Here is a 15,633-nt window from a genome sequence, read left to right on the forward strand (position 1 = left end):
CCGCGAAGCGGCTTAGTTCAACAGCTCTATTAGACAGAAAAATTCTGTACTTAAATACAGATTAATTCTGTCTAGTTTCGACTGCACATACTTCATATGCAATCTAGCCATTATATAACAATGACTTATATCACAGCTAGCATCGGGGTTAGAGAAAATGCAGAATCTTTCTGTCTAGTATGACCAAACTCCCACATTAAGGATCTGGTCAGGATAGTTTACTTAAGCTCGTCTGGAATCCGGCGATCTTTGTGGTAGTACTCACGGTCGCGTTCATTGATTTCTCTTACCACTTTGCAAGGGTTACCTACGGCAACTACGTTAGCCGGGATGTCTTTGGTGACTATGCTGCCCGCTCCAATAACCGAGTTTTCACCTATGGTGACACCCGGTAAAACAACGGTGTGTGCGCCAAGCCATACATTGTTACCGATACGGACAGGAACATTGAATTGCGCGGCTTTGAGCCTAAGTTCTGGGCTGATGGGATGTGTGCCTGTCGCGATGGTTACGTTAGGTGCAATCATCACGTTATCACCGATGAATACGTCGGTGTCGTCAACAAGCGTTAGGTTGAAGTTTACGTATACGTTATTGCCTAGGTGAGTGTGACGCCCCCAGTTGGCGTGCAATGGCGGCTCTATGTAGCAACCCTCGCCAACTTCTGCGAACAGTTGCTTCATAATTTGTTGGCGTTTGTCACCTTCACTCGGGCGAGTGTGGTTGAAATCGTAAAGCACTTCTAAGCATTGTGTTTGCTCGGCGACCAGATCAACGTCATCACAGTAATAAACGTCTTGGTTGTGCATTTTAGCCTTTATATCCATGTTTTAACCTATTTGATAATTACCGAGAGCGGTATAAATTCAGCGACATATGGATAATTTGAAGCGTTTCACAGGCCTTAAAACAAGTTTACCGGCTAACGTGGCCTGATGTTCTCGGCAACACGCCATAGCACGCCACTTGGGTCAGTGATACAAAACTCAATCATTCCCCAAGGCAGCTCTACAACCTCAGTAACGGTTACTTCAAATTCCGTCATTACATTAGAGTTTTGCACGTGTTGATACCAACTTTTTACGTCTTCCACCAGCAAGTGCATCATGTAATTGTGACAGTGCGCAGGTTCGTAAAAATCTTGTAAAAGGAATGCATAATCGCCGTGACGAAAATAAGCGATATCATGGAACTCCGACATGATTTGAAAGCCTAGAGTTTGATAAAAACGCTTTGATAAATCGAAGTTTTTAGCAGGCACAAACGACTTTATTTCCGTGACTTTTAGATTTTCCATGATCAACAATTCCTTCTGTTTTAAAGCCCAGAAGTATCGCTAGGCTTTATGCTTAATTTGTTTTAAGTTACTGGCTGAAAGAGCTAACTTCATCTTCGGTGAGGTAGCGCCACTGGCCTTCTTCGACATCTAAACTGACATCGCCTATTTGCTCTCTGTGTAGCCCTACCACTCGGTTTCCAACGGCAGCAAACATTCGCTTAACCTGATGAAACTTGCCTTCTGTGATGGTCAGTAGCACTTCTTTTGGGCTTATCACTTCTAGTTCTGCGGGGCGCGTGGGATTCTTCTCACCTTGCAGCTGAACCCCCACTTTGAACTTATGTGCGACATCGTCTTTGATATCACGTGACAATGTCACACGATACACCTTTTTACACGACTTAGTTGGCAGTGTGATATTGAAAGACCAACGTCCATCATCGGTTATCAATACTAAGCCTGTAGTATCGGCGTCTAATCGCCCTGCGATGTGCAGTTCAGAGGCATTATCCACCTCCAGATAATTGAAAAGCGATGGGTACACTTCATCGATATTGGAACAGATAGTACCTGCTGGCTTGTGCATTAAGATGTATCGAAATGCGCGTAGCGTTAATACGTCACCGCTAAGCAAGATGGTGTTACTTTCATGAACCTGAGTGGATTCATCAAGCACGACTTCACCGTTTACACTTAACTCACCATTATGAATTCTTTCAATCGCTTCTGGCTTAGTGAGGTCTGTGCTTTTACAAAGGTATTTATCAAGGCGCATTAATCGTCGGCACCACATTTAGCACAAGGCTTGTAAGTGCGCTCACCTTGTTCAATCACCACATAATCACGCACGCAGTTTTCACATAACGCCAGTTTTGGATAAGCGTCTTTCTGTTTCTTTGCGTTGATGTCGCCTTCAGTGGTGTAGATCGTTCTCATTTTGGAGCCTTTGTATTAATAACTTACGAGGAGAAATTGTATCACTGTTTACTGTGCTTCGGCGGTTCACTTTGCAAATGATTGTTTGCTCCTCGCCCTCTTTTTTAAGCTCTGAGCAACAAAATCAACGTGCCGCATCGTATCAGTGATAACATTACAAGAGTAAGTTAACTAAGAAGCCACGAATGAAAGATTGTAATCAATGCGGAAAATGCTGTATCAAATATGGCGATGGCGACCTAGCCGCAACTCAAGAAGAGATTGATTTGTGGGAGCTGTTCAACCCAGACATCTTTGAATATGTTCGTGGGAGTGAAATTTGGTTTGATCCTGAATCTGGCGAACGCCTAACTCGTTGCCCATTTCTAGAGCTCGTTCCGAATAAAGACGCGAATGTCCAAACCCAAGCCCAAGCCAAATACACATGCAGTATTTACTTAGACCGACCGGAAGATTGCCGACACTACCCTAGCCTAATCAATGAGATGGTGAGGGATGAGTGCGAAATGATTGAGGTCGTGGATCTGCAAGATACGAAAAAAGCTCAAAGAAAACTCGACCTTCTAATGAAAGATAGCCGTCCTTCAAGCTTTTCATAATAGGGATCTTTTGAGGATCGTGCTCTGCCGTTAAGCTAAGTACTGGTTCTCTTCTAACCAATCTAACGCAACCAATGCTGCTAATGAACATACTGCTCTGTCGATGCCATCAACAAATTTGAGCTCTTCGATTTCAGCATCTGGAGACAGTTCACCTGTGTAATCTGCAGCGTAACAAGTCAATTGCACAGATACGCCTTCCGCTTTGCCATCGGCTTGTCCAGTAAATGTCTCAACGTATTTGATTGAATCAGGTACCAAATCGACTGAAGTCTCTTCTTTGATTTCACGAACCAGTGCTTGCTCGTCACTTTCGCCGGCTTCACGCTTGCCGCCCGGTAAGTAAAACAGTTCTTTGCCTTTTGATCTCACCATCAATAGCTTGCCATCTTTAATAAATACCCAAGCGAGCTTATCAATTACCTTATTCATGTTCTTAGACCTTGTTATATTGCTTATTCTTCTAGTTAGCGCGATCGTATCGCTGTAAGCGCATGTTACATGCAGAGATAAACATATTCTATTGAATTACTTAGGGAATGGCCTTGAGAACAGATAGACGACAGCCTTCAAGGCGGTTCCTTCAGCTTACCACCAGCGACAACAACTGAACTGCAAATACATTAGTCAATCAACCACTCAATGGCAGAGTCGTATTCTTCAAATGACTTAATATCGCCAGACACAAACCAGCTACCGACTTTTGATGCGAGTTCTTGCCAGCTTTTATCGCCGTAAATCGCAATCTTGTCTATCTTAGAGTTGAGTTCTAGTCCGAGTTTGAAATCGTCCCATGCGGCGCGCAGCTCCCAACCAGTTAATGTTGAGATGTCGACCAGAATCTTCAATGCGGAAGAGTCGAGCTCTTCTATTGTTGTTTTGAAGATTGGTATCATTGCTTGATAATCGTCGTGCGTCAGCTTTCCTTTCGCTTTAAACACGATGATGGTTTCGCAGCTAACACGTTCAATTCCAACCGATATTCCATGACGTTCAACACTCATAACCTAGCCCTTCTATTCGAAATCTAGGCTTAGCTTAGAGCATTCAACAGATAACAAATGAGAGGTTGGCTTCAAAACCAACGCGCGGCTAGTTTTAGGTCGAAATTACGGTGTCGAACTTCGCTTAATGGCAATAACAGAATAAGTGTGCCAGTGCTTCATCTTACCTAATGAGGTTAGCGCTTGTTCGTCGCGCTCATGAAAACGTATAACCTCGAAGTCATCAAACAAGCTCAACACTTTTGCTTTGATGAGTGGCATTGTGGAGGTGCGATAACCATGAGCCCAGCTATCATCGACACCCATGAAATCGCCTGCGAATACACCACCGATTTCAATGCTATTGATGATTCGTTGCCACGTTTCATCAAACTGAGTTGGCTCTGCAAAAAATAGGCTCGAGTTGGCAATAACAAGCCCAGCTTTTGGGTAATCATAATCTTCAAATGCACTTTGAGATATCTCGACCAAAGGCTTACCGCCAAACCTGTCTCGACATATTGATATCGAGTCAGGATTAACGTCAAACCCGTACACTTGGTAACCTTGCTGCTCTAAAAAGTCGATATCACTACCCGTACCACAGCCGCAATCAATCGCGACGTTTAAGCGCGACTCGTTAAGCTTTGTAGCGAATTCTGTTCTTTTTGAATGGGGTTTATCTAAGGCTTTTTGATAATACTGACGCCAGATTTCAGAATGCTCATTCATTGATAAACCCCAGTAATTGGGTCAGGTTTTGAATCTCAACAATAGGTAACTTCGAATCTGCGGTCGCCTCTTCCGTGTTCAGCCATACCACTTGCAAGCCCGCTTCTAACGCAGGATAAATGTCTTTTTCTAGAGCATCGCCAATCATGGTGACATCTTGGGGTTCGATATCGAGTTTGCCAATAATGGCAGGATAGAAACCAGAATCGTATTTGGATAAGCCAATACTCGCCTTACAGAAGTAGCCATCAATGTATTGGGACAATCCGACACGTTCAAATGCACGGATGATGTCACCTTTGCTGGAATCGGCTGCATTCGTCGCAATGTATATGTTGTGATGCTTCGACAATTGAGCGAGCAAGGCTTGTGCCCCACTCACTTCTTCTACGGTTTCCCAGTCACACATTTTCCCTTGTGCGTCTGGGAAGTCGATCATTAAGGTGTTGCCCCAATCAAATAAGACGGTTTTAGTCAGCTTAGTTGAAACCGTTGATTTTGTAGCTTTGTTCATCATGCCTCCTGCATCGATGATGTAGCGAATGTTTCGCCGTACTTATAAGAACTTCTCGATAAGAATCTCATCATAGTACTGGCCGCCAATCTTAGCGTGTTTCTTTGCTATCCCGACAGTTTCAAAACCCTGTTTGAGATAAGCCGCTAATGCGCGTTCGTTACCAGCTAAAACATAGGCAAAAAGCTTTTCGTAGCCTTTGGCTTTTGCGACTTCGAATGTATGTTCAAATAACTGTTTTGCAACGCCTTGCCCACGGCTGTTTGCATCTACATAAGTTCCAATAATACCCACATGATCAAAAGCTTTTGTATAAGAGGCAAACGGCTCTACGTTTTGAAAACCAAGTAATTGATTAGTCGTTTGGTTAACAGCAACACTGAACACACCACGTTCGGGAAACGACTCAATAAAACCTTTCTCTTCATCCAACGTAAACGTCTGATCTAAGATGGTATAACGCCCTTCGATGATGATTGGGTTTAATACATCGATAATACCCTGAGCATCATCTACGGTGACTTGTCTGATTGTTAAGCTCATACTTTCTCTACCTTTTTTCTTTGGGCAGATTCTAGCTTGATATGCCATCCATTTGATAGGACAGAATGTTGTCAAAAGCGATATCAAAGTAGAGTTCGTAGCTATTTTGTTCAACGTAGCCTAAATGCGGTGTCGCTGTGACGTTTGGCAAGGCTAACAGAGGTTCACTCTCTGACGTTGCGGGCTCAATTTCAAAAACATCAATCGCCGCTCGTTTGCTGGCTACCTTGGTGAGTTCATTAAACAAGGCTTTTGGCTCGACCAACTCCGCTCGGCTGATATTCACAAACAGTGAGTCTGGCTTCATTAAGCCAAGATCTTCAGCAGTAACGCAGCCTCTAGTGGCGTCATTCAAGCGTAGGTGCAAAGAAAGTACATCGACATTACTGAAAAACGCGTGTTTGTTTTCTGCCGCTTCAAATCCGTCGGCCTGTGCTTGGTCTCTTGAGGTTTGGCTTCCCCACACAAGCACATTCATACCGAATGCTTTGGCGTATTGCGCGATGCAACTCCCGATTTTTCCATAGCCCCAAATACCGAGCTTTAAGCCCTTTAATGTTCTGCCTAAACCAAGTGAGCCTGAATCTTGCCATTGGTTCTGTTTGAGGTTTGAAGCGTAAGTAGGAATATGACGAGATGCCGCCATGATCAACGCCCAACACAGCTCAGAAGGTGCAACTGGTGAACCGCGCCCTTCCAGCACTTTCACACCGAGGCGTTCACACAGTTGCGGGTCGATATGGTTACTGACTTTACCTGTTTGGCTGATTAACTTGAGATTGGGTAGCTTGGATAGTAACGACTCGGTGATTTCAGTACGTTCTCGGATGAGCACGAGTGCTTCAAAGTCGTGTAACTTCTGCGCAAGTTCGTCTTCACGGTACGTTTCTGTGAATACCTTAACCTCGTGTTGTTCTAACTTGTTGTAGCACGCAAGGCTTTTTACTACGTTCTGATAATCATCCAATATTGCAATTTTCACTACACACTCCTTGTTGTATTGCTTGACTGCTTTTCGAGATCAAAGTGCCATGGCTTAAGATTCAATCAAGCCAATGGGCACTTTTTAATCTTACTCTTATTGATGAACCACTTTGAAACGCTCAAGTACCAACATCATGCCTTCACTTGGTGTGATCTTGAGTTCTTCACATTCACGAGAGAAAAAGTTCCAATGCGCTTTTCTCCACCATGCTAGAGTTTTGTCACCCTCACCTTCTGCGGCAGCAAATTCAGCGGTCACTTGATTGTATGGACACAAGGAAACAGACGTGATTTCAACAATACAGATAGGCTTACCTTCCCAATCGGTAACAACTTGTAAGTGGCCGACAACAGGCATCACTTCATCTTCATGGCTGTACCAATATTCAAGGCTGCAAGACGCCTGCTTTTCGCCTTTCAATATCAGTTGTGCGCACAAATTCGCGTTGTATTCGTCTCCACAGAAATAGTCTGCACTGAATGAGGTGTGCTTCTTGGCCATTTCTTCCGGCAGTGAGTTTAGGTAGCTATCGAGATAAGCTTGGCTTCTTTCTTCCATGATGGTTCCAATTTCAATATAAGGTTCAGTGAATACCAGCCTTTAGGCAAGCGACTGACTGTGATGTTGGTAACCTATCAAGGTGCGAGATCGGTGTAAACCTGAGGAATGTCAAAATGGGGATTTGAATGGACACGAGGCTTATAAGGAAGAGCTAAAAGCGGCTTTGAACTTTGCTTTTAGCTCTTCATAGTTCGTGTTTTGAAACTGTAAATAACTTAACGGTTAAGGAACTCTACCGCTTTATCTGGGAAGTCAGTAAACACGCCGTCTACTTTCACTTGGTTGTAGAACACATCCAACATGCCATCGAAATTATCGGCATAGCCCGGAATTCGACCTGGGTCAGCACGGAACGTATATGGGTGAACGTCTAAGCCAGCCTCTTTGGCAGATTTCATCAACGGTTTAATGATGATGTTCTCTTTGGTCGATGCGTCGTCCACCAGCATAGGTTTCCACGGGCCAATGCCATCTGCATAGGTCGCAACCTTTGCCATCCCGCCTTTCTCAAACATCCAATCGTAACTGTAAGGTGTCGCCTTATCTCCCTTATAAGTCATGGTTTCGTTCCAATCGGTGTAAGCCATGAGCTGAACGAGTTTCAAGTCCATTTCCATCGCTGGCATAAGTTCATCGTTGATGCGTTGCAATTCGTTAGCGTCAAAACACTGCAAATAGACCTTATCGTCTTTTGTTAAGTAACCGTATTGATGCAAGGTCGCCAGTACCGCTTTAGAGATGTCTTTGCCTTCATGGAGATGGAACCAAGGCGCTTTGATTTCTGGGTAGATACCTACGTCGTAACCAAGTGTCTTATTCAATCCTTGGATCATTTCAATTTCTTCTGCAAACGTTGGTACGCGGAAATCAGACTGCCACATTGGGAAGCGAGTTGGATACCCTGCCACTCTGTTGCCTTGCTCATCAAGGTTAAAACCTTCTGTCACCTTTAATGATTTGATCTCAGCAAGCGTGAAATCTATCGCGTAGTAGCGACCATCGTCACGTGCACGATCTGGAAAGCGGTTTGCAACATCAGTAACGCGATCTAGATAATGGTCGTGAAGTACCACCAGTTGGTCGTCTTTGGTCATCACGACATCTTGTTCGATGTAGTCAGGTTTCATCGCATACGCGAGCGCTTTTGCTGGCAATGTGTGCTCTGGTAAGTAACCCGATGCACCTCGGTGAGCAATAACTAAAGGATCAGCAAGTGCATTGGCCGATAAGCTCAGTGCCAATAAAGTTAGGGACAGTGACGTTGTTTTCATTGTTATATTCCTTGATAACAAAGAGGCAGGTTATCCCTGCCTCTGTCATTTATTAGTATGGTTGTGTTTGTTAAAACTCACTTAACAAACGATCAAGTTAACGAGTGATTAAGCTATGGCTTCTTTCTCGCGCTCAAGGCTTTTCTCTTTATGGTGCTTACGTTCACCAATAAACGCGTACACCAGACAGATGATTGAAGCGATACAAGCGCCAACCAAGATTGTGAAACCACCATCCCAGCCGTAATGGTCAACCATGAAGCCTAATACTGCGTTTGCAGCAACCGCACCGCCTAAGTAACCAAACAAACCGGTTAAGCCAGCCGCTGTACCCGCGGCTTTTTTAGGGGCAAGCTCAAGTGCGTATAGGCCGATTAGCATTACAGGACCGTAAATTAGGAAGCCAATCGCAATTAGAGCCAACATATCAACCGTTGGGTTACCCGCAGGGTTAAACCAGTAAACCAATACTGCGATAGTCACTAGCACCATGAACAAGATACCAGCAGGCGCACGGCGACCTTTGAATAACTTATCTGAGATCCAACCACACAGTAGCGTGCCCGGAATACCTGCCCACTCGTATAAGAAGTAAGCCCAAGACGATTTATCTACAGAGAAGTCTTTCGCTTCTTTTAGATAAACAGGCGCCCAATCAAGTACACCATAACGAATCAGGTAAACGAACGCGTTCGCGATAGCGATTGACCACAACAGTTTGTTATTAAAGACATACTTAAAGAAGATCTCTTTTGCTGTCATCTCTGTTTCGTGAGACTTGTCGTAATCATCTGGGTAGTCGTTTTTGTGTTCTTCAATTGGAGGTAGACCACAAGACTGAGGCGTATCTCTTACGGTAAACCAAACAAAGACAGCAACGAGAGTGGCAAAAAATGCAGGAACATAAAAAGCGGTTCGCCAATCGTCGTTAAAAGCCCACAGCCCCAACAAGAACATTGGACCAATCAAACCGCCGCCAACATTGTGCGCGACGTTCCATACCGACACTATCTCGCCGCGTTCTTTGCGTGACCACCAGTGAACCATGGTTCGTCCACACGCTGGCCAGCCCATACCTTGGAACCAACCATTCAAAAACAGAAGGATAAACATCGCGGTAATGCTGCCTGTTGCCCATGGCATAAAGCCAAAGCAGAACATCACCAGTGCCGACATTAACAAACCACCGCTGAGGAAGTAACGAGGATTAGAACGGTCAGAAACACTGCCCATTAAGAACTTAGATAAGCCGTAAGCGATAGATACCGCCGCTAATGCAATCCCTAGTTCTCCGCGGCTAAAGCCTTGCTCAATGAGATAAGGCATCGCCAAACTAAAGTTTTTACGGACTAAGTAGTAACCCGCATAGCCAACGAAGATGCCAAGAAACAGCTGCCATCGTAGTCGTGTGTAGGTGCTATCGACTTTATCTGATGATAAGCGATCGATATGCGCCATAGGTTTGAATATTCCAAACATAGGAACCTCATATTATTGGGCGAAGGAAGAATAAAATGCTCGAACGAAAAAATATAGCGCTCATTCGAAATTAAGGGAATTGTATGTGCTTCAGGATTAATTTCTGTGACAGAGATAGCTATTAACAATTAATTACTTTAAATACAGCAAATTAGTTTCATTTAATTAGACTACGCTTCATGTTCCTGTGGGGTTTTGTCTAATTAAACATCAGAAATTTCGAATGTAAATGCACAAGAAAAGAGCGAGCGAACATAGATCAACCAACAGCAACTTTGTTATTACTGCGAATGCATAGTGAATAACGACAATTTTGGTTAAATCTGTCGAGTTATGAAGGTGGTTTGGGCTATTGGTTAAAGAAGTTCGCCAAAATCAATGCAAACAAAAAGGGTCTAGATTTCTCTAGACCCTTTTAGGTGATAACGCTTGGTGGCTTTATGTTGGCTAATTAGACAAACATTAACTAATTACTTTGTATTAGCTAGCCACACGAAGTGATTATGCGTCGATGTAAAAAGCTTCTACAGTGCCTTTTAGAGTAATAAGCATTGGCTGACCAAAACGATCTAGCGCTTTTGGAGAAGGGATCTTAACCCAACCTTCGCTGATGCAGTATTCTTCAACATCAGTACGCTCTTTACCATTTAGACGAATGCCGATTGGGTATTCGAAACACTCAGCAACGTGGTGTGGGCTGCGTGGGTTGCCTGCAAGATGATCTGGTAAAGCTGGTCTTGAATTAGTATCGCTCATGTTCATTACCTGTATGTACGTAAATAAAAAAAGTGCGTCATTCTAGTCAATATAGGCTTTGTGCTCAACAACTGCTGTAATAAATCGTATTGATAGTTTTAATCAGCGTCTAGTTGTTTGATTTATCGGCGATAGTTGCTCTGTTTGAACCCAAGATAAACCCAGCAGTAACAGAATTCAGTGTTGAGCTCAGAATAACGATGACTGAAGTAAAAATATTATTGGTAGGAATAAGCGAAAGGTAGCGAACAAGTATAAAAATAGGCGAGCGAGCTATGTATCTAGAAAATATGTCTCTAGAAAATTAGCGCCAAACTCAAGGGCTCGGCGCTAAGTAGCTATGTTGATTACGCTTTTTCAGTCTCAACCGTTTGGTTAGAACTAGAAAGAAGCTCATCCACAATTTCTTTAGAACGAACAGCCAACACTGAAAGAAGCGTGTCACTCAGGCCATGAGAAGATTCACAACAACCCTGTAGGAAGATTTTGACGTCACAGCTTGGCTTCATGTCTAATTGGTATGAACGCCCTACCGATTTACTATCAATCAAAGGTTCAATTGAGCTCAGCATTTGGTTGAACTCATCGTATCGATAACCAGTAGCAAGAATGATGGCATCGTATTCATTCCATGTCTGTATTTTGTTGATCGTGTCATTCAAGCGCAATGCGACTTTGTCATCTTTCTGCGCGACCTCTTGAATGTCATGACAACGTAGATGTTGATGGTTACCTTCACCCGTTACTTTCTGCAAGTAAAGCAGCTCATAAATCGCGTTGAGCTCTTCTGTATCGACTACCGAGTAATTGGTAGCACTAAAACGAGAAAGAATATGATCGCGCTGCTCTTGCGTGCTTTCATACATGTGGTCAGTGAAATCAGGATCGAACACTTCATTAACGAACGGACTGTCATCGGCAGGGTGTAATGCGAAGCGACGGTTGACCATATGAATCTCGCCATCTGCATAACGGTTTGTTAGATCAACGAATATTTCGGCAGCGCTCTGCCCAGCTCCGACTATCGCGATTTTAGGCTCTGAATTTCCTTTAAAGGTCTCGCGCCATACTTTGTATTTAGAAGAATGGATAATTTTTTCATTATCATGGCCTTCGAACTGTTTCGGTAGCTTCGGCATTCCTCCCATACCAACAATAAGGTTCTTAGCGATTCGAACCGTCTGATTGCCGTGTATATCGGTAGAGGTAACTTTTACTTTTGAGCTATGACCGTTTTCTTCAATCGCTTCAATATCAATAACTCGTTGGCCGTAATTTACGCGCTCTGAGAATTGATTAGCAACCCAAGTCAGGTAGTCGTTAAACTCAACACGGGAAGGGTTCATGCTACCAAGGTTGATGAAAGCGTTGAGTCTGTCTTTGGTGTGCAAATAGTTTACGAACGAGTATGGGCTTGTTGGGTTTCGTAACGTCACCAGATCTTTCAAACAAGATATTTGCATTCTTGTTCCATCAAGCAACATACCGCCGTGCCATTCAAAATGAGGTTTTTGCTCCAAGAAGCAATAACTTAAGCCTTTATCTTTAGCTTGCTCTTCTAACGCAATGGCTATCGATAAATTAGCAGGGCCAAACCCTACTCCGAGAACATCATATTCCTTAATTTGTTTCGTCATGTATAACCTCATGATAATTGTTGGGTACAAGGCCCCTATTCCGACTCCCTTTACCAGTACTTACCGCTTCATTATTAGAACTCGTTACTGAAAAAGCTGTCTTTCAACTGACACATTAAAGCCGCACGTTTGTGCGGAAATTCAAATTCTTTTACTTTGGCAAATCCATATTTCTGCAGATATCCGATCATCTTGTCGTTATCGGCTCTTGGCTCGCTAACAATCTTTTCTGTACGGGGATCTGATAGATAGATGAAGTGGCAAACGGAAGGCAGCCAAGCCGCTACTTTATGTGCACCACGGTGGGATTCTTCACCGACCAGCATATGAATACCCCGGTCATAATCCCCTGCCGCGTAATAAGGTGCGATTCGGTCTTCTTTGGTCCAGTACACTTCGACGTAGGCGAAAGGCTGATTGTCTAAACACACAATAAGAAGCTGATTTTTGGTGTTTTTAAGTGATTCTTCTAAGTACTGTTTGTGTTCTTCCAGTGAGCCAGTTTGCTCCCAGAAATTCGCAACACGTTGGCTATTTTGCCACTTATTGAAGAGGGTTAAGTGCTTGTCGACATCTAAGCCTTCGAGAGTGAGAACAGCGTTAAGATCGGGAATATAACGGCGATACAACTCACCCAATAAGGGCTTGGGTCTCGCCGGATGATACCCTGCTGCGTCGAGGATTTGCTTATGCGGGTAAAGGTTATGATTCTGGTTTTTTAGCCAAAGATCAGGTGTTTGCATAACGGCTTCACGCCATAACACCTTTAAACCTTCAGCAGTTTCAAAACACAAAGAATCCAACACTTCGCTTTTAAACTGTCCGAGTTCAATCGTTCGAATCTCAGGGTTAGCAGAGAACAGAATGGCAAATGCAGAAAGTTGCTCCGTATTGAGCGCTGTCATTTGAGTTAAACGCCAAAACTGATTTGTTTCACGCACCACTTCAACCACACCGGAACTTACTTCCACGCAGTAACTGTCTTGTGCCTCACTTAGAGAAACACTCTGCCCATCGGGCAGAGTGTTCAAAGGCTGGCGGTTACCAGTCATAGGTTACGCTCGCAATTACGTTACGGCGATCACCGTAGAAGCAGTAGAAATCACACGTAGCCACGTACTCTTTGTCTGCTAAGTTCTTCGCTGCAACTTGGAACTTGTAATCTTCAATACGGTAGCTTAATGTTGCGTCAAATAATGTGTATGAAGGAACAACGTTCGTTTCTGTATTATCGGCGTATGAATCACCAACGTAACGAGCACCTGCACCAATCGTTAAGCCATCAAGAGGACCATTTAGGAAGCGGTAATTTGCCCAAGCTGAAGCAAGTTGGTCAGCAATTTGTGATGGCGTGTTACCTACATTACTGCTTGTCGAATCTGCTGTTATTTCAGAATCAATGAATGACACGTTACCAATTAACGTTAGCTCTTCTGTTACGTTAGCCACGGCTTCTAGTTCAATACCACGGTTACGAACTTCACCAATTTGCGTTAACTGGCTATTAACAGTGCGTGCTAGGTTTTCTTTCGAGACTTCAAATGCCGCTATGTTGAAGTAGCCTTCAAAGCTACGCGGTTGGTATTTCAAACCCACTTCATACTGTTCGCCGCGTTCTGGTTTAGCCGGGTCGCCATTTACGTCAAGTTGAATAATAGGATTGAACGACTGTGCGTAACTAACGTATGGCGTAAAGCCATTATCCATTAGGTAAGCAACACCTAAGTTGGTTGTCCATTCTTCGTTATCAACCTTAGTTTTCTTGCCTGTCGTGGTGTTGTGAGTCTTGTTTTGGGAATCGTCGTAACGAACACCGATTTGTACTGCCCACTTATCCGCAATCATCATTTGATTTTGTAAATACAAACCTAATTGATTGTTTTTGGTTTTCGTCGTTTCACGATCTGCTTCTGTATAGATCTGGTTATTAGTTGGGTTGAACAGCGAAATGTTTGTACCGTAGCTTGGATTGAATATGTTGAACAATGGGTTGCCGTCAGACAGGACAACAGGGTCCCCTGTTAAACTGTTTAGGGGGTAGTCTTTATTTTCAATATCAATGGTTTGATAGTCAATACCTGCTAAAAGAGTATGGTCTACAGCACCTGTAGTGAACTTATGAACTACACGATTATCAATGTTAAATGCATCAGATGTACCTTCTTCTGTCGTTGCACCACGAACAACAGAAGTATTAGTTGGATCTAACGGGCCATAACCCAAATCTTTCGCGTAACCAATCGTGTACATTTGACGGAGGTTAATGTCCATCTTACTGTAACGTGTGTTCTGCATGAAGTAGGTACTGTCATTGAAATGGTGTTCAAATTCATAACCTAATGACAGTTGTTCACGCTCGAACGTTTCCCAATCTGTATTACCTACTGCTGTGCTATCACTGATTTTGCCATTTGGATTCGAGGTTAACGTTCCTTCCATTGGTAAAAACTGTAGGTACGGGTCGGAATCATCTTTCTGGTAGCTAGTTAGCAGTGTGATTTTTGTGTCGTCTGTGAATTTATAAGCCAGAGAAGGAGCGATAAAAATGCGTTCAGCTTCTACACCATCGACACGACTGCCATTTTTACGACCAAGTGCTTGCAGGCGAAACGCCATTTTATCGTTAACTTCAGAGTTCACATCTAAGCTAATTTGCTTGCGATCATCAGTACCGTATTCGATAGCAAACTGACCCGAACCACCATCAAACTGTGGGCGCTTGCTGATTACGTTAATAACACCACCAGGAGGGGTTTGGCCGTACAACGCTGATCCTGGACCACGTAAGATTTCTACACGCTCCAAACCAAACGGGTCGATTTGCCAACTGTAGAAACCGGATGAATACAAACGCGTTCCGTCTTGATACAAGCCACTGTTTGCTTGCTGAAAACCACGGATAACAAACCAATCTTGCTTGTTGTCTTCACCAAAATAATTCGCTTGGATACTCGGTGTGTATTGCAATGCATCGGCAATACTGATTGACGCTCGGTCGTCCATCTGCTCACGAGTAACAATAGAAATTGCACGTGGCGTCTCGCCTATCGCAACGTCTGTTTTGGTTGCCGTGCGACTGCTTAATCCCACGTAACTAAAATCTGGACCGACTGAACTGTCTTCTAGCTGCTGACCAATAACAACAACGGTTTCATCTTCGTTGGCCTGAACCATTCCTGACGTTATAACTAAAGCGACCGCAAGTGCTGTTGGGGTGCGCATAAAGTGCCGATTCATATATTTCTCCTTCAATACGGCTATGAACCAATTGCAATAAAAACACAAACAATAACGATAATAGTTATCATTGCGATTAATAATTTAACGGAGTGTACCACGTAATTTTCAAAATAAAACA

18 protein-coding genes are annotated in these 15,633 nt (G+C 43.6%); 1 reads left to right on the forward strand and 17 read right to left on the reverse strand.

The genetic code is table 11. The features are described 5' to 3' along the window. Positions 1 to 218: 218 nt before the first annotated feature. The 4 genes from ITG10_RS16650 to ITG10_RS16665 all read right to left on the reverse strand — a co-directional run bounded on the left by ITG10_RS16650 (position 219) and on the right by ITG10_RS16665 (position 2,215). On the reverse strand, positions 219 to 827 hold the full coding sequence (locus tag ITG10_RS16650) for a sugar O-acetyltransferase (RefSeq protein WP_128644362.1): 609 nt from the start codon (positions 825 to 827) through the stop codon (positions 219 to 221). A 95-nt stretch (positions 828 to 922) separates the two neighbouring features. Then, the gene (locus ITG10_RS16655) at positions 923 to 1,297 is read right to left on the reverse strand and encodes a VOC family protein (RefSeq protein WP_017630822.1); all 375 of its coding nucleotides are present in this window, start codon (positions 1,295 to 1,297) and stop codon (positions 923 to 925) included. Between the two features lie 67 nt (positions 1,298 to 1,364). Beyond that, complete coding sequence (locus ITG10_RS16660) at positions 1,365 to 2,072, reverse strand: pseudouridine synthase (RefSeq protein ID WP_241430313.1); 708 nt, start codon at positions 2,070 to 2,072, stop codon at positions 1,365 to 1,367. Beyond that, complete coding sequence (locus ITG10_RS16665) at positions 2,054 to 2,215, reverse strand: hypothetical protein (protein ID WP_008224207.1); 162 nt, start codon at positions 2,213 to 2,215, stop codon at positions 2,054 to 2,056. The genes ITG10_RS16660 and ITG10_RS16665 overlap by 19 nt, the downstream gene beginning before the upstream one ends. A gap of 185 nt (positions 2,216 to 2,400) precedes the next feature. Between ITG10_RS16665 and ITG10_RS16670 the strand changes: the two genes are divergently transcribed. Next, positions 2,401 to 2,814 (forward strand): YkgJ family cysteine cluster protein, encoded by a 414-nt coding sequence (locus ITG10_RS16670; RefSeq protein WP_017630824.1) that lies wholly within the window; start codon positions 2,401 to 2,403, stop codon positions 2,812 to 2,814. A gap of 30 nt (positions 2,815 to 2,844) precedes the next feature. Here ITG10_RS16670 and ITG10_RS16675 read toward each other — a convergent pair whose 3' ends face one another. From ITG10_RS16675 to ITG10_RS16735, 13 genes are all read right to left on the reverse strand, one after another. Further along, positions 2,845 to 3,246, reverse strand: a complete 402-nt coding sequence (locus ITG10_RS16675; RefSeq protein ID WP_017630825.1) for an NUDIX domain-containing protein — start codon at positions 3,244 to 3,246, stop codon at positions 2,845 to 2,847. A 191-nt stretch (positions 3,247 to 3,437) separates the two neighbouring features. Further along, positions 3,438 to 3,818, reverse strand: a complete 381-nt coding sequence (locus ITG10_RS16680) for an STAS/SEC14 domain-containing protein (protein ID WP_017630826.1) — start codon at positions 3,816 to 3,818, stop codon at positions 3,438 to 3,440. 105 nt (positions 3,819 to 3,923) lie between these two features. Further along, positions 3,924 to 4,529, reverse strand: a complete 606-nt coding sequence (locus ITG10_RS16685) for a class I SAM-dependent methyltransferase (RefSeq protein ID WP_017630827.1) — start codon at positions 4,527 to 4,529, stop codon at positions 3,924 to 3,926. Then, entirely contained in the window at positions 4,522 to 5,043 is a 522-nt protein-coding gene (locus tag ITG10_RS16690; RefSeq protein ID WP_248386503.1) for an HAD family hydrolase, read from the reverse strand. Before ITG10_RS16690 ends, ITG10_RS16685 begins: the two co-directional genes overlap by 8 nt. Positions 5,044 to 5,085: 42 nt before the next feature. Next, entirely contained in the window at positions 5,086 to 5,586 is a 501-nt protein-coding gene (locus tag ITG10_RS16695; protein ID WP_017632917.1) for a GNAT family N-acetyltransferase, read from the reverse strand. Positions 5,587 to 5,617: 31 nt separating this feature from the next. Next, positions 5,618 to 6,568 (reverse strand): D-2-hydroxyacid dehydrogenase family protein, encoded by a 951-nt coding sequence (locus ITG10_RS16700; protein WP_017632918.1) that lies wholly within the window; start codon positions 6,566 to 6,568, stop codon positions 5,618 to 5,620. Between the two features lie 96 nt (positions 6,569 to 6,664). Further along, positions 6,665 to 7,129 carry an ASCH domain-containing protein gene (locus ITG10_RS16705; protein WP_017632919.1) on the reverse strand — a complete coding sequence of 155 codons (465 nt, stop codon included), beginning with the start codon at positions 7,127 to 7,129 and terminating at the stop codon, positions 6,665 to 6,667. 218 nt (positions 7,130 to 7,347) lie between these two features. Next, complete coding sequence (gene glpQ, locus ITG10_RS16710) at positions 7,348 to 8,403, reverse strand: glycerophosphodiester phosphodiesterase (protein WP_017632920.1); 1,056 nt, start codon at positions 8,401 to 8,403, stop codon at positions 7,348 to 7,350. 108 nt (positions 8,404 to 8,511) lie between these two features. Next, positions 8,512 to 9,882 (reverse strand): glycerol-3-phosphate transporter, encoded by a 1,371-nt coding sequence (glpT, locus tag ITG10_RS16715; protein WP_026084454.1) that lies wholly within the window; start codon positions 9,880 to 9,882, stop codon positions 8,512 to 8,514. 501 nt (positions 9,883 to 10,383) lie between these two features. Next, complete coding sequence (locus ITG10_RS16720) at positions 10,384 to 10,638, reverse strand: DUF3297 family protein (protein ID WP_017059204.1); 255 nt, start codon at positions 10,636 to 10,638, stop codon at positions 10,384 to 10,386. A gap of 347 nt (positions 10,639 to 10,985) precedes the next feature. Further along, positions 10,986 to 12,275, reverse strand: a complete 1,290-nt coding sequence (locus ITG10_RS16725; RefSeq protein ID WP_017632922.1) for a lysine N(6)-hydroxylase/L-ornithine N(5)-oxygenase family protein — start codon at positions 12,273 to 12,275, stop codon at positions 10,986 to 10,988. Between the two features lie 74 nt (positions 12,276 to 12,349). Beyond that, entirely contained in the window at positions 12,350 to 13,327 is a 978-nt protein-coding gene (locus ITG10_RS16730) for a GNAT family N-acetyltransferase (protein WP_017632923.1), read from the reverse strand. Then, positions 13,317 to 15,497, reverse strand: a complete 2,181-nt coding sequence (locus ITG10_RS16735) for a TonB-dependent siderophore receptor (RefSeq protein ID WP_017632924.1) — start codon at positions 15,495 to 15,497, stop codon at positions 13,317 to 13,319. The genes ITG10_RS16730 and ITG10_RS16735 overlap by 11 nt, the downstream gene beginning before the upstream one ends. Positions 15,498 to 15,633: the final 136 nt, after the last annotated feature.

Origin of the sequence: Vibrio sp. ED004 (assembly GCF_023206395.1) — a bacterium.
In the GTDB taxonomy this organism is placed as follows: domain Bacteria; phylum Pseudomonadota; class Gammaproteobacteria; order Enterobacterales; family Vibrionaceae; genus Vibrio.

What these genes read in the sequence shown, in the direction of transcription:
- ITG10_RS16660 (WP_241430313.1), bottom strand. Translation starts at nt 2,072, where the DNA reads ATGTGGTGCCGACGATTAATGCGCCTTGATAAATACCTTTGTAAAAGC.
- ITG10_RS16650 (WP_128644362.1), bottom strand. Translation starts at nt 827, where the DNA reads ATGGATATAAAGGCTAAAATGCACAACCAAGACGTTTATTACTGTGAT.
- ITG10_RS16735 (WP_017632924.1), bottom strand. Translation starts at nt 15,497, where the DNA reads ATGCGCACCCCAACAGCACTTGCGGTCGCTTTAGTTATAACGTCAGGA.
- ITG10_RS16655 (WP_017630822.1), bottom strand. Translation starts at nt 1,297, where the DNA reads ATGGAAAATCTAAAAGTCACGGAAATAAAGTCGTTTGTGCCTGCTAAA.
- ITG10_RS16720 (WP_017059204.1), bottom strand. Translation starts at nt 10,638, where the DNA reads ATGAGCGATACTAATTCAAGACCAGCTTTACCAGATCATCTTGCAGGC.
- glpT (WP_026084454.1), bottom strand. Translation starts at nt 9,882, where the DNA reads ATGTTTGGAATATTCAAACCTATGGCGCATATCGATCGCTTATCATCA.
- ITG10_RS16665 (WP_008224207.1), bottom strand. Translation starts at nt 2,215, where the DNA reads ATGAGAACGATCTACACCACTGAAGGCGACATCAACGCAAAGAAACAG.
- glpQ (WP_017632920.1), bottom strand. Translation starts at nt 8,403, where the DNA reads ATGAAAACAACGTCACTGTCCCTAACTTTATTGGCACTGAGCTTATCG.
- ITG10_RS16685 (WP_017630827.1), bottom strand. Translation starts at nt 4,529, where the DNA reads ATGAATGAGCATTCTGAAATCTGGCGTCAGTATTATCAAAAAGCCTTA.
- ITG10_RS16730 (WP_017632923.1), bottom strand. Translation starts at nt 13,327, where the DNA reads ATGACTGGTAACCGCCAGCCTTTGAACACTCTGCCCGATGGGCAGAGT.
- ITG10_RS16695 (WP_017632917.1), bottom strand. Translation starts at nt 5,586, where the DNA reads ATGAGCTTAACAATCAGACAAGTCACCGTAGATGATGCTCAGGGTATT.
- ITG10_RS16680 (WP_017630826.1), bottom strand. Translation starts at nt 3,818, where the DNA reads ATGAGTGTTGAACGTCATGGAATATCGGTTGGAATTGAACGTGTTAGC.
- ITG10_RS16725 (WP_017632922.1), bottom strand. Translation starts at nt 12,275, where the DNA reads ATGACGAAACAAATTAAGGAATATGATGTTCTCGGAGTAGGGTTTGGC.
- ITG10_RS16675 (WP_017630825.1), bottom strand. Translation starts at nt 3,246, where the DNA reads ATGAATAAGGTAATTGATAAGCTCGCTTGGGTATTTATTAAAGATGGC.
- ITG10_RS16690 (WP_248386503.1), bottom strand. Translation starts at nt 5,043, where the DNA reads ATGAACAAAGCTACAAAATCAACGGTTTCAACTAAGCTGACTAAAACC.
- ITG10_RS16705 (WP_017632919.1), bottom strand. Translation starts at nt 7,129, where the DNA reads ATGGAAGAAAGAAGCCAAGCTTATCTCGATAGCTACCTAAACTCACTG.
- ITG10_RS16670 (WP_017630824.1), top strand. Translation starts at nt 2,401, where the DNA reads ATGAAAGATTGTAATCAATGCGGAAAATGCTGTATCAAATATGGCGAT.